Source organism: Sphingomonas bacterium (assembly GCF_903644055.1).
In the GTDB taxonomy this organism is placed as follows: domain Bacteria; phylum Pseudomonadota; class Alphaproteobacteria; order Sphingomonadales; family Sphingomonadaceae; genus Sphingomonas_I.
Window position 1 is genome coordinate 1 of sequence record NZ_CAHJXD010000140.1, and the last position, 13,275, is coordinate 13,275.

Annotated in this window: 12 protein-coding genes; 4 read left to right on the plus strand and 8 right to left on the minus strand. The window is 64.5% G+C overall.

The genetic code is table 11. From position 1 onward, the window contains the following. Positions 1–679: 679 nt before the first annotated feature. Positions 680–1,630: an SDR family NAD(P)-dependent oxidoreductase gene (locus tag HUU94_RS05995; protein WP_174274192.1), complete on the plus strand. Its 951-nt coding sequence runs from the start codon at positions 680–682 to the stop codon at positions 1,628–1,630. Positions 1,631–1,719: 89 nt separating this feature from the next. Here the strand turns inward: HUU94_RS05995 and HUU94_RS06000 are convergent, their stop codons facing one another. The 8 genes from HUU94_RS06000 to HUU94_RS06035 form a co-directional block, all read right to left on the minus strand. Further along, the gene (locus HUU94_RS06000; RefSeq protein WP_174274193.1) at positions 1,720–2,754 is read right to left on the minus strand and encodes a hypothetical protein; all 1,035 of its coding nucleotides are present in this window, start codon (positions 2,752–2,754) and stop codon (positions 1,720–1,722) included. A 46-nt stretch (positions 2,755–2,800) separates the two neighbouring features. Continuing rightward, positions 2,801–3,955 (minus strand): sulfotransferase family protein, encoded by a 1,155-nt coding sequence (locus HUU94_RS06005; RefSeq protein WP_174274194.1) that lies wholly within the window; start codon positions 3,953–3,955, stop codon positions 2,801–2,803. A 302-nt stretch (positions 3,956–4,257) separates the two neighbouring features. Continuing rightward, the gene (locus HUU94_RS06010) at positions 4,258–4,680 is read right to left on the minus strand and encodes a hypothetical protein (RefSeq protein WP_174274195.1); all 423 of its coding nucleotides are present in this window, start codon (positions 4,678–4,680) and stop codon (positions 4,258–4,260) included. Then, positions 4,680–5,075 (minus strand): c-type cytochrome, encoded by a 396-nt coding sequence (locus HUU94_RS06015; protein WP_174274196.1) that lies wholly within the window; start codon positions 5,073–5,075, stop codon positions 4,680–4,682. The genes HUU94_RS06010 and HUU94_RS06015 overlap by 1 nt, the downstream gene beginning before the upstream one ends. Before the next feature lie 16 nt (positions 5,076–5,091). After that, a complete protein-coding gene (locus HUU94_RS06020) occupies positions 5,092–6,687 on the minus strand; it encodes a flavin monoamine oxidase family protein (protein ID WP_217429571.1) in 1,596 nt (531 codons plus the stop codon). A 143-nt stretch (positions 6,688–6,830) separates the two neighbouring features. After that, complete coding sequence (locus HUU94_RS06025; protein ID WP_217429572.1) at positions 6,831–7,577, minus strand: TetR/AcrR family transcriptional regulator; 747 nt, start codon at positions 7,575–7,577, stop codon at positions 6,831–6,833. Between the two features lie 36 nt (positions 7,578–7,613). Further along, positions 7,614–9,080 carry an aldehyde dehydrogenase family protein gene (locus HUU94_RS06030; RefSeq protein ID WP_174274198.1) on the minus strand — a complete coding sequence of 489 codons (1,467 nt, stop codon included), beginning with the start codon at positions 9,078–9,080 and terminating at the stop codon, positions 7,614–7,616. Positions 9,081–9,132: 52 nt separating this feature from the next. Further along, positions 9,133–9,873, minus strand: coding sequence for an SDR family oxidoreductase (locus HUU94_RS06035; RefSeq protein WP_174274199.1), 741 nt, complete (start codon positions 9,871–9,873; stop codon positions 9,133–9,135). Between the two features lie 262 nt (positions 9,874–10,135). On the opposite strand from HUU94_RS06035, the gene HUU94_RS06040 reads away from it, so the two are divergent. The 3 genes from HUU94_RS06040 (at position 10,136) to HUU94_RS06050 (ending at position 13,268) form a co-directional block, all read left to right on the plus strand. Beyond that, positions 10,136–10,627 carry a Zn-ribbon domain-containing OB-fold protein gene (locus HUU94_RS06040; RefSeq protein ID WP_368039847.1) on the plus strand — a complete coding sequence of 164 codons (492 nt, stop codon included), beginning with the start codon at positions 10,136–10,138 and terminating at the stop codon, positions 10,625–10,627. Between the two features lies 1 nt (position 10,628). Next, positions 10,629–11,789 carry a thiolase family protein gene (locus HUU94_RS06045; protein WP_174274200.1) on the plus strand — a complete coding sequence of 387 codons (1,161 nt, stop codon included), beginning with the start codon at positions 10,629–10,631 and terminating at the stop codon, positions 11,787–11,789. Between the two features lie 159 nt (positions 11,790–11,948). Further along, positions 11,949–13,268, plus strand: a complete 1,320-nt coding sequence (locus tag HUU94_RS06050; RefSeq protein WP_174274201.1) for an amidohydrolase family protein — start codon at positions 11,949–11,951, stop codon at positions 13,266–13,268. The last annotated feature ends 7 nt before the right edge of the window (positions 13,269–13,275 follow it).

Here is a 13,275-nt window from a genome sequence, read left to right on the forward strand (position 1 = left end):
CTGGGAGAGGCGCTGCTCTGCGCGAGCGCGGGAGCCACCAGCCCCAGCCCGCTCGTGATCAACAGCGCCAGCTTGTAAGAAGTATGCATCTTATCCTCCCCTTATCGCCGTCCGTTTTGCGGTTTTTGGCGCAGATTTTTTGCCTGGCACATCATGCATGCTCGGCGTTCGCCCCCATTCAGACTTGAGCACGATGTTGTCAAACCAAAATGCGGTCGGCAGGTACGTAAAAATGGGGAACCTGTGCCAATTTCGCGGCCGCTTGTGCAGCCTTCATCCCGCTTCCGTCAGCAGGGCAGCTTGATGTTTCGCCGGCGTGTCCATCGGAAATGATCATTATATGTCAATGACATAACGGTTTTTCGGCATGCTCGACGAACCCGTCCAACGCCTGCCATTATTGTGCCGATCGTTCACGACCAACCCGGCATCGGTTTGTACGGCTTAATTCGCATGTGGCCTGGCGGCAACAGAACGGCGCATTTGCACCGTTTAGCGGTCAGCGGAAACCCGAGCGTTCGCGCTGCCAGCCCTCATTAATACGAAGCCGGAAATGGCGGCACTTCTCGCCTCGGACGAAATGTTGACTTGCTCTCGAAGCGCTGCAAGTTCGGATCGATAAAGCATCGCGATCGTAGAGGTCGGCGATCCGCGCAGAAATCCGGTGAAGGACCAAGCCTTGATCGAAGATCGCCGCCCCACCGCCGAAGATGTGGTCGCGCATCATGATCTGCGCGGGAAAACGGCGGTGGTCACCGGCGCGGGATCGGGGTTGGGCTCCGAAACCGCACGCGCGCTCGCCTCGGCCGGCGCGGCGGTGGTTATGGCCGTGCGCGACGTCGAGCGTGGCGAAGCGTTGGCCGCCGAGATGCGGGCGGGGCTGTCCGGCACGCTCGACGTCCTGGCGCTCGACCTGGCCGATCTCTCTTCGGTGCGGAAGGCGGCGGCCGTGCTCAACGATCGCTTCGCCGCCATCGACATGCTCGTCGCCAATGCCGGCGTCTCCAAGACGCCCGAACAATTCACGCCGGCGGGGATCGACGTGCGGTTCGCGACGAACCATCTCGGCCACTTTCTGCTGGCGCATCTGCTGCTCGACCGCCTGACCGCGGCGCGCGGACGCATCGTGGTGCTGAGTTCGGCCGGGCACAAGGGCCGCACGCTGGACTTCGACGACCTTGGGTGGAGGAGGCGGGAACGCAACGACGGGCTGGCTTATGGCGAGTCCAAGGCGGCGAACATCCTGTTCGCGACCGAAGCGTCGCGGCGCTGGGCCGGACGCGGCGTCACGGTCAATGCGGTGCTACCCGGATCGGTCTTCACCGGGCTGCAACGCTACCACAGCGAGGACCTCAAGCGGCAGATCGGCTTCATCCGCGAGGACGGCAGCGTGAACCCGGTGATGAAAAGCGTCGCTCAGGGCGCCGCGACGAGCGTCTGGGCGGCGGTCGCGCCGGAACTCGCCGGCAGGGGCGGGCTCATTCTCGAGGATTGCGGCCTGGCGACGGCCGCCGACGAGACCACCCATCCATGGTCCGGCTATGATCCGGCGATGCTCGACGAGGCGCAGGCCGCACGGCTGTGGGAGGCCTCGCTCGAGATGGTCGGGATGGTGGGGAGCGACGCCTGAGTTGCCGTCCTCGGCCTCGCTCTCCCCGATCTCCCGCAGCGCCTCAGCCGCCCCGCATCACGCGATGCTGTGAACGACGTCCGCCCGGGTCATCCCCCGGTCACGTTTTCGAACCGATCCGAGCGTTCGACCTGCCCATAAGCGGTCTGCCCGTCCCACACATATTTCGCGCCACCCTGATGGAGGTGGAAGCCCGGCATTTCGGGAACGAGGAGATGAAAGACGTTGAACTCGCTGGTGCCTTCGATGCGGGTCGTTCCGAGTTCCGATTCGAGCTCGAACGAAAGATCGTCGCCGCGCGGCGTCAGATTCCGCAGGAAGGGCGGCTTCCCCTTGACGACGGCGGCGTAGACCTTGCCGTCCTGATACAGATAGGCGTCGTTGTAGGTGGTCCCGTCCTCGCGGGGAGGGTATGTGCAGAAGGCGAATCCGCGGCCGTCCGGAAACAGCGCCGCCTGCCAGGAATGCCCTCGAAACGCATCCAGCGGTCGTTCGCTCTGCCGGTGGATGCGATTTCCCGTCCCCCGGAACGAGCGGGACTGGCCGTCGATCGTCACCTCCCCTTCGGCGCGAAATAGCTGCTCGACACGCCAGCCGTAGCCCATGAGACCGGCATCGGTATATTGTTGCGGGGTCAGGCCGACCAGTTTCTCGGGCCGCAGGTCCTGCACCCAGCCAGGTGCCGCCATGGTGAGTTCGACGTCCAGCTTCAGGCCCGTCCGACGCGAAGGATCCATCGTCTTGCCGATCATCGCCTCGGACGTCGTATCGACCGGCTGCCCCTCATAGGTCACGCGCCATTTCCGGAAGGGTTCGATGCACTGGAAGACGAGCCCGTTCGTACCGAGGATCGACGGTTTTCCGGTGGAATCGAACGGCGAATGCGAAGTCCCGGGACCGCCGTCGACGATGGCGCGTCCGTCACGGCTGACGTAGTTCATCTGAAAGCCGTGATTTTCCCAGGTCGATCCTTTCGCCTCGATGCCGATCCGGGGAAAGCCGAACTCGCCTTCATCGTCATAGAGCCAGATCGACGCGCTTTCGCGGAACTCGGGGTCCGGCCGCTCGGGCAGCATATAGTCAAGGTCCGGCTCGAGACTGCCATGCCAGCTATCCGTCGTCATCTTTACCCTCCAACCTAAATCGCATCGTATCGCAGCCCGTCCGCGATCATGCCGCGGGTTGAACGGCACCCTGTTCGTGATCGTAGAAGCTGAAGCGCGAACGAAGCTCGGCCATGTCGAAACCCAGAGCGGCGGGATCATATTCGTACCGGCCGTGCTTGTCCGCAGGCGTGTTGTGCTGCCAGGCGATCATCCGCTCACGCGTGGTATCCGCCAGCGGTTCACCCAGAGAGTCATAAAGCCGTTCGATCACCGGCATCGGATCATGCCGGAATTCGCTGAACGCTATATCGAAGAAACGATCCTCGTTGCCGTTCTGCCGGAACGCGGCGATGCGATGCAGGCCCTGGTCGGTCCAATCGATGTTCATCTTGGAAATATAGCCGACGTCGAGCGAGTCGGTGAAGGGCCGGGACAGCTCGATGTAGAGATCGATCACCGAAGGCATGACCTTGGTAATGTCGCGATGCGTCATCCAATAACGCGCATCGGGGAAGACTTCGTCCAATGCCTCGATGAACAATATGTGGGAGGGATTTTTCAACCGCCAGCGGTTCGGCGGGCAGCGCCATTGCAGCAGCTTCAGTATCCGCTTCACATAGCGATAGGTCGGCACCAGATCGGCGTCGTTATTCAACCAGTGGACATAGGCCGGAATTCGGAGCGAGGCCTGGAAGATCTGCGACTTGAAGTCGTAGCCCATATAATATTGGCATTCCGTCGGCGCGGTCGGCGAAATCGGCAGCATCATCTTCAGGCGTGGCGCGAGCCCATCCATAAACGACATTCTGGCCGCCTGCTCGGCGATGCGCGGGTCGCTGTGCTCGGTTGCCGCCTCGGGCGGCGGGCAGGGCGCGCTGCTTTCCCAAGCCCTCAGGCTGCGGACGGCCGGATCCTCGGCCAGCATGCAATGGAACGCCGTCGAACCGGTACGCGGCAGACCAAGCCCGATCAGCGGCGCCACGATCTCCTCGGCCTCGATCTCGGGGTGGATCGCGTACCAATGCTCCACCTGGAGCCGCCATCCGAGCAGTTCGACGATCTGATGTTCCGCGAAACCGCGCCCCTGCTCGTTGAGCCGCGCTTCGGCGTCGATCGACGACACGAGCCGCTCGAGGCCCTCGCGATAATCTTCCGATCCGAAATCGTCATATCCGTTGGCGAGCCGCGCGCGCTCAAGGAGCGTAGATACCTTATCCATCTATCCTCATCTCGTATGATTCTTCTGAACGCCTATGCTCGGCGCCAGCGTCAATTCCGGCAAGCCGTCCGTTGTCGTTTATCGCCCAGGTTCGAAAGGATCATTCGCCGGGCCCGTGGATGACGTTCGTTATGAGGCAGAGGCGCCTTCCTATTCCGCTGCTCATTCCCTTTTATCCCAAGTTAACCGATCCCCGTTTGATCTGACAGTGCCTCCGCCGAACCAGGGGCCATATCGCGTTGGCGATAATGAATCCCGTTGGCGCCTCTCGATGACGGCGCATCCTGACAACATTCACGCGGCTATTGCCGGCATTGCGGCGGCCGCGCCGCGAGACGCGCATTCCAGGCCGCGAGCGCATCTTCGCCGCGCTTCGGGTCGGCGGCGACGACCTGCTCGATCGCGACTCCCAGCGCATTGCGCTCCGTCTCGAGCGAGGTGAAGACGATGCGCTCGTCGGAGCAATCCTCGGCGAGAACCTCGACATCACCCCCGTCGCCCGTCGGGTGGGCGGCATCATGCGTGATCGCCGCGCGGGCATTGCGCCAGGCGCGATAGGCGGCGCCGAGGCGGAAGGAGGGCGATGGCGCGCGTTCGCCGCGCAACGCGATCGTATCGCTTGGGCTCGCGTCGACCGCCGCCAGCCCGCGCGCGAATTCCCGCCGGTCGACGATCGCGGCCGGGCGATCTGCCGCGGCCAGCAGCAGCAGGGCCGCGAGCGGCATCAATGGCCCGGCAATACCGTCGGCGTCTCGGCCGCCGAACCCTTGCGCGCGGCGGCGACCGTCGCGGTGGACACCGGGGCCGCATGATTGCTCCACGCCGAGCGGACGTAGCTGAGCACCGCCGCGACCTGCTCGTCCGTCAGATCGCTCGAGAAGCTCGGCATGCCACCGCGTCCCTTGAGCACCGTCCCGGCGACCACGTCCGCCGGCCCTTGCACGAAAGCGTCGCCATCGAGCGCGGGGAAGGCTCCCGGAATGCCCTTGCCGGTCGGCTGATGGCAGGCCGAGCAATTTTCGGCGAAGATCTGCGCGCCCTTGGGGCCCTGCGCGCGCGCGGCCGCGCCGCCGAAGCTCAATACGAGCGCCGCGAGCGCCAGCGTCCTGATCCCCGTCATCCTCTTCTCTCCCCGTTCAGGCGGCATGGACGCGCTTGTGCAGCTTGCCGATCTGCTGCCAGGCGGACTCGATCCCGCCCTCCTGCCAGCCCGTGATGTAGCTCATATGCTCGCCCGCGAGGTATAGCCGCCCGTCGGGTTCGCAGAGCGTCGGATAATATTGGGCGCGGCCTTCCTCGGTCCATTGCGCCCAGCCGCCCATGTTGAAGGGCACGCGGTGCCAGGCGATCGAGAAGGCGCTTTCGCAGCTCTCGGCATATTCGGGGAAGGTCTTTGCACCGCTCGCCAGCGCGAATTGCTTGCGCGCCTCCAGGCTCATCGCGCTGACCCTCGCCGCCGGCGCGCCATGCGGATAATAACCGAGCAGCACGCCCTTTTCGCCCAGCCAGTTGGACGACGGGAAGCTGATCGACTGGATCGCCGGATCGTCGACATAATGATGGCCGCCGTAGATATTGTATTTTTCTTCCCAGAAGCGGGTCTTCATCTGCAATCCGATCTTGCAGACCAAAGCGTAGGCGACGCCGCCCATCGCCTCCTTGAACTTGGGCGAGCATTGCACGTCGATCGTCTTCAGGACCGAGAGCGGGATGGTGCAGACGCAATAATCGGCGGTGACCGAGCCCCGCTGGCCATCGGGCGTCAGGTACGAGACGGTGACCTTGTCGGCATCCTGCGCGATCTTCTCGACGATGTGGTTGAGCCGGATCGTGAGCTTGAGGTTGCGCACGAAGCCGGCGGGGAGCTGATCCATGCCGCCGACCGGCTCAAACATCGTGCGCTGCTGATCGAAGGAGGAGACCGATTTCAGCACGCGCCACGTCTGGGATTGCAGGATGTCGGTCAGCTTGTGCGGGGTGGATGGCTTGCCGGGGCCGGGATCGACCCCCGCGCCGGGATTGACGTCGAAGCCCCGTCCCTCGGTGCCGACATATTTCAGGTCGTCGGGGGTGAGATAGCCCTCGGAGCGCAAATAATCGAGAAAAAGCTCCTTGTCGCCGGGACCGAATTCCTGATCGAGCGAGCCCTGGCGGACGCATTTGGCGAGCATCTCGCTCGCACGGCCGCGCATGTCGGCGGCGACCTCCTGCTTGCGCACCGGCTTCGCGGCGAGCGGGCCCCTGCCCTTCTCGAAGTTGATGAAGCTATGGTCGTTGTCGTTGTTGAACAGCTCGAGCGGCACCTTGAACTTGCGCGCATAGCCGATGTAGCCCTGGTGCATGTAGGGAATGCGCCACGGGCCGGGGTTGATGTAATGCCCCTCGTCGAAGGTGCAGACCTGCGGCTCGCCGCCGAGCTCGGTAAGCTTGGTGCCGCGCCGCGCCGTGTAGGAGCGGCCGCCGACCCGATCGCGTCCTTCCAGCACGGTGACATCATAGCCCGCGTTGGAAAGCTCATAAGCGGAGGTCAGCCCCGCGACGCCGGTTCCGAGCACGATGACCTTCTTGCCCTTGCCCCCGCCGGCAAGCTTGGGCGGCTCCGCGCCGGCCGAGCCGATACCGAAGCCCAGCGCCTGCATGCCCGCCATCAACAGCGACGTGCCGCCCACCGCGCTCAACTGCTCCAGAAAGCTGCGGCGGCTCAAACCGCCAGCCAAGGCCGATGCCATCATGTCGTGCGCTCCCCCCAACGCCGGCGATTCGCCGACCAGCCAGAGTAACCAAACTGAACCGGATGTATGTCGCGTTGCAGCAACAGTGTGGCTTAATTTGCGATTGGCTGGCGACCGATCAGTTTGGTGACAAGCTGATGGTTTCAGCGGCGCTGACACGCGGCATGCGCTGTCGCGCCGACATGGCTTAAACTCTTCGCGCGCGCGTCGCGGATACCTAGCGTTATCAGCCTTGCTTCCGCGCACAGCAAGCGATCGATATGGGCGGACTCGTCCGAAACGCCCTGGTCCTTCATCGAAGCATGAAAGTTGGCGGTGGTGATTACGGTCGCCAGCCGCTCGAACCCCGTCAGCATCACGGTGGCGAGAAGCAGATTATCCGCGCTCGCATCCGCCGAAACGCTGTCCGTCTGCCGCAGCAGCAGATGGCTCAGCGGGTAGGAAACACGGTTTCGATAATCGACGAAGCGCTGGTCGCCGGCGTCGGCAAAGCTGTTGCGCAGGTGCAGGATGCGCGCATGCCGATGCCAGAACAGGTAATGGGCGCGGAGAAAATCGCGGCAATGCTCGTCCAGATGCTCATCCGGCCAGCGAATTCGCAGCCGATCGAGGAAGGCCTCGTCCGCCGCCTCCATCACCCTGTTCAGCGCGGCGAGCACCAGATCGCCCAGATCGGGGAAGTATAGGTAGAGCGTGGTCATGCCGACCGATGCTTCGCGCGCGACGCTGCTCAACGTGATCGGCGCATCCTGCTGCGGCTTATCGAGCAGGCACAATGCCGCCCTGAGGATGCGCTCGCGCGTCTCCAGCCCCTTGCGGCCGAGCCGCTGCCCGAGGAGGTTGTGGCTCACCTCCTGGGGACGGGGCTTCGGCAGGCTTTCGATCAGCATCCGGTCAGGTCATTCTGCATAAGCGGCGCGGCGCGATCAGGCGGCGATGCCGATCGCCTTGGTCGCGAGATATTCGTGAAAGCCCTCGAGGCCCCATTCCTTGCCGATACCGGATTGCTTGTAGCCGCCGAACGGCAGATCGACATCGATCGGGAGACCGCCGTTGACGCCGATCGTTCCGCTGCGAATGCGCCGCGCGATCCTGAGCGCGCGTTCGGGATCGCCCGAGCGCACCGCGCCCGATAGGCCGTAATCACTGTCGTTGGCGATGCGGATCGCATCTTCGTCGTCCTCGAACGGGATCACCACCAGCACCGGCCCGAAAATCTCCTCGCGCGCGATCTCCATGTCGTTGGTGACGTCGACGAAGCAGGTCGGCTCGATGAAGAAGCCCTCGCCCTTGTCGGTCACCACATTCCCGCCGGCGAGCAACCGCGCGCCTTCGGCCTTGCCGCTCTCGATGTAGGACATCACCCGTTCGCGCTGCCGCGCCGAGATCAGCGGCCCCATCACATTGGCCGGGTCTTCCGGATCGCCCCACATGCTGGAATAGGCCGCATATGTGTGCTCCAGCACCGCGATCGCCTCCTCATAGCGGCTGCGCGGCACCAGCAGGCGGGTCAGCGTGGCGCAGCCCTGGCCGGCATGGAAGCAGACGATCGACTGCGCCACCGCCATCGCGAAATCGGGCGTGTCTTCCAGCACGATCGCCGCCGATTTGCCGCCAAGTTCGAGGAACACCCGCTTCAGCGTCGCCGCGCCTTTCTCCATGATCCGCTTGCCGACCCCGGTCGAGCCGGTGAAGCTAATCAGATCGACCCGTTTGTCGGTCACGAGCATCTCGCCGAGCAGAACCGGATCGCTGCCGGTGACGACGTTGATGACGCCGGCCGGAAAATCGATCTCGGCGGCGAGATCGCCGAAGATCGCGCTCATCAGCGGCGTGTCCGGCGCCGGCTTGATGATGACGGTGCAGCCGACCAGCAGCGCCGGGATCACCTTGCCGATCGTGATGTAAAGCGGCGCGTTCCAGGGCGTGATGACGCCGACGACGCCGATCGGCTCCTTCACCACGATCCGCGTGGTGTTCATGCCGAACAGCGTGCTGTGCCCCATTGGCTTTTCCCACTCGATCGAATCGAAGATGTCGAACAGCCGGTGGACGAAGCCGAGCGGACCATCGACCTGTGCCATCGCGGTCGCGCCCGGCGCCGATCCGACTTCATGCCGCGCGATATCCGCGAGCAGATCGCGATTGGCTTTCAGCCTCTCGACCAGCTTGGCCACGAGCCCGCGGCGCTTGTCATGATCGGTCGCCCAGTCGGTCTCGTCGAAGGCGCGGCGCGCGGCGGCGATCGCCTCGTCCATGTCCGCGGCCGAAGCATCGGCGGCGCGGGCGATGACTTCGCCCGTCCATGGCCCGATATCCTCATAGGTGGCGCCGCCCGCCGCGTCGCGCAGCTTGCCGTCGATATAGAGCTTGCCGTCCGGAAGGGTCGCCATTGGTCTTTCCTCTGCTGCGTCGGCCCGCGTGGAAGAGGCCGGCGGAAATGGTTCAGTCGGGCACGCGGCTCCGGAATCGTACCACGCCGACGTTCACGTCGGGCGGCAGATCGAGCAGCATGCGGAAAATCTGCGTCGTGGACTGATATTGGGAGACGCCGCGCGCCATCAAGTCCAGCCCTCGCTTCGCTGCCTCCTCGAAGAAACGGCCCATCGCCATAGGGTCCATCTCGGGCACCGTGTCCGGCCCCATCATCGGGCCGGCGCGCACCGTCGTCACGCGGATGCCCTTGTTGGCGAGTTCGTGCTGAAGGTGCGTGCCGAACGTCTCGAGCCCGGCCTTGGTCGATTGGTAAAGCGTGAGATGCGGGAACGCCTCCTCGACCGATTCCGAACTGAGATTGATAATATGCCCGTCTCGATTCAGCATCGGGATCGCCGAGCGGGTGCACAGGATCGGGCCGGCCAGGTTGGTAAGCAGCATGCCCAGGATCTGCTCGTCGGTCGCCTCCTCCAGCAGGAAAGGCTTGAAGACCGCGGCGTTGTTGATGAGCGCGTCGATCCTGGGATGGTGCTCGGCGATCGCCGCGAAGGCGGCCCGCACCGAGTCAGGCGATGTCACGTCGCATTCCACGGCCAGCGCCCCCGCGCCGATCCCGTCCGCCACCGCCTTCACCTTAGCCAGCGACCGACCGAGCAGCACCACCGTTTCACCCTCGCCCGCGAAGCGCTGCGCCAGCGTGCGGCCGAGGCCGCCGTTGGCGCCGGTGATCACGATAATCTTGCCCGGCATCATTCTCACCCATCGACTGCGTACAGACATGACGCCCCGGGCGCGATCCGGCAACGCCCCGACCATCGCCGCGACGATAACCGCCTGCCACGCGAGCGCCATAACGCTGGCACCCGCAACCGTCGCAATCGTCCTGCGCGTGCCGTTCCCGTCAGGATCGCGGGGGCGGTTATTGGCGGGGGTGCTTGCAACGCCTTCACGAAGCCCCGAAACCTTATGCGTGGCGGCGCTTCCGAATGGGTGCGGCGCCACGCGTAAGGAGATGCCAGTCGATGAACGCGCGCAGCCCCATCCCGGCCCGACCGGCGCATGCGCCGGATGCGGCGCCGCCGACCGGGCGGGACTGATCATGGCGGCACCGCGGCCTCTTCCCCGGCTCGATCCGGACAACCGCTTCTTCTGGACGAGCGGCGAGGATGGTGTTCTTCGCCTCCTGCGCTGCGCAGCCTGCGATGCCTTCGTTCATCCGCCGCGTCCGCTTTGCCCGCACTGCCTGTCGGAGGATGTCGCCCCGGCGGCCATGCCGGGCACCGGGGTGATCTACAGCTACACCGTGAACCACCAGAAATGGCATCCGGGGCTCGACGTGCCCTATGTGATCGCGCGGGTCGCGATCGACGGGGCGGCCGATGTGTATCTGACCACCAACATCGTCGGATGCGATCCGCAAACGGTGGATATCGGCGACAAGGTGCGCGTGGTGTTCGAGCAGCAGGACGACGTCTGGTTCCCCCTGTTCGAGAAGGTGGCCTGACGTGAGCGGCGGCGATGCCTTCATCACGGGTATCGGCCAGAGCGAGATCGGGGTCCGTCTCGAACGGCATCCGCTGCTGCTCACCGTCGATGCGGTTCGGGAGGCGCTCGCCGAATCCGGCCTGACTCCCGCCGATATCGACGGGGTCTCGACCTATCCGGGGCGGATGACGGTGCCGTCGGGTTTCTCGCCGGTGGGCTCCGAGGATCTGGTCGATGCGCTGCGGCTGAAGGTCCGCTGGCTCAACGGGGGGTTCGAGATCAGTTCGCAGCTCGGCGCGGTGGTGGCGGCGGCGGGTGCCGTCGCGACCGGGCAGGCACGGCACGTAATCTGCTTTCGCACCGTCTACGAAGCGGCGGCGCTCGCACGGCCCGAGGAATATCCGCCGGCGCGGCCCGGGCGGGTGGATGGCTGGACGCAGTGGCTGATTCCATTCAACGCCTTCTCGGCGGCGAACTGGACCGCGCAATATGCCATGCGCCACATGAAGCATTACGGCCTCACCCGCGAGCAATTGGCCCAGATCGCGCTGACGGACCGCAAGCACGCCGCGCTCAATCCGCGCGCGTTGGTCCGCGAACCGTTGACGATGGACCAATATATGGAAGCGCGGATGATCTCTTCGCCCTTCTGCCTGTATGACTGCGATCGCTACACCGATGCCTCCACCGTACTGATCGTCTCGGCCGGCGATGCGATCGGGGACGTCAAGTGCACGCCGATCCGGATCGCGGCGATGGCCTATGCGGTCGATCGGCATAGCTGGGACCAAGCCGAATGGATGGCCGCATATCCGACCGGCCGGCAGCTTTGGAAGAACACCGATTACACGCCCAAGGATGTCGATACCGTCCAGCTTTACGACGGTTTCAGCTTCCAGACGATCACATGGCTGGAGGGGCTGGGCTTCTGCGATGTGGGTGAGGGCGGCCGGTTCATCGAAGGCGGGCATCGCATCGCTCTCGATGGCGAATTGCCGCTCAACACCTTCGGCGGGCAGATCGGTGCCGGGCGGCTGCACGGCTTCGGCTTCGCCCATGAGGCGGTGACGCAGTTGCGCGGTCTCGGCGGTGCCCGGCAGATTCCGGGCGATCCCCGGGTGGCGGTCGCGGCGTCGGGCGGTGGCCCGCTCGCTACCGCGCTGCTGTTGGCAAAGGATTGAGGGGTGCGGCGGTCAATCATCGCCGTCGCGCTCGACGCGACCGGGCCCGAGCGACGGCCGGGATCGTTGCATTCCCGAGGTCGATGATAGTCATCGATAAAATCACACGCCATGGCGCCCCGTTTGGCGGTATGGACATTGCAAGGACAGGAGGCGGCTATGAAGATGGAAGAGATGGTGCTCATCAGCGTCGATGATCACATCACCGAACCCGGCAACATGTATGAGCAGCATCTTTCAGGAGAAGCGCTCGCAACCGCGCCCAAGCTGCTCACGCTGCCGAACGGCACCAATTTGTGGGAATATCAGGGCAAGAAGATCCCGTCGGTAGGCCTCAACGCCGTCGTCGGCCGCCCGCCCGAGGAATATGGCATGGAGCCGACCTCGTTCGCGCAGCTCCGCGAGGGCTGTTACGATGTCCATGCACGCGTCAAGGACATGAACATCAACGGCATGGCGGCCTCGCTCAACTTCGCGAGCTATGCCGGGATCGATGGCGGCCTGTTCATCGGCGCCCCCGACAAGGGCCAGGCGCTCACGCATCTGCGCGCCTACAATGACTGGCATGTCGACGAATGGTGCGGCGCGTATCCCAGCCGCTTCATCCCCTGCGGCCTGCTGCCGCTGTGGGATATGGACGCCACCGTCGCCGAGCTGAAGCGCCTGGCCGACAAGGGCTGCTATGCCGTTTCCGTCAACGATAACCCCACGGCGCGTGGCCTGCCGAGCATCCACAACGCCTATTGGGATCCGATGTACAAGGCGGCCGCCGACAACGGCACCGTGCTGTGCCTCCACATCGGCCAGGGCAATGCCTCGCCGCATCCCTCGATGGAGACCCCCATCGAGGCGTGGATCACCACGATGCCGATGGCCGTATCGCTGGGGGCGGCCGACTGGCTGAACCTCGCCGCGCTCCAGCAATATCCCTCGCTGCGGATCGCGCTTTCCGAATCGGGGATCGGCTGGATCCCGTACCTGATCGAACGCGCCGATTTCAGCCATGGCCAGCACAAGGCGTGGACCCATTCGGAGGCGATCTTCAAAGGCCGCAAGCCGAGCGACGTTTTCAAGCAGCACTTCCTGAGCTGCTTCATCGACGATGCGTTCGGCCTCAAGAATGTCGACGCCATCGGCATCGACAACATCGCCTATGAGTGCGATTATCCGCACTCCGATACGCTGTGGCCGCATGCCCCGGAACGGCTGTGGGAGACGATCGCGCATCTCAACGACGAACAGATCGACAAGATCACGCACCTCAATGCGATGCGCGATTTCCGGTTCGAGCCGTTCCAGCACCAGGCCAGAGAAGAGCTGACGGTCGCGGCGCTGCGTCGCAAGGCCGCAGAGGAAGGCGTGGATGTCTCGCTGAAATCGAGCGGGGGTGCGGCGCCGCTGGCGGAGGGCGAGCAGGCGCGTCCGGTTACTTCCGGCGACATCGTCAACATGTTCCGGGCGCACGCCGAGGCCGCTTAGAGCCTAT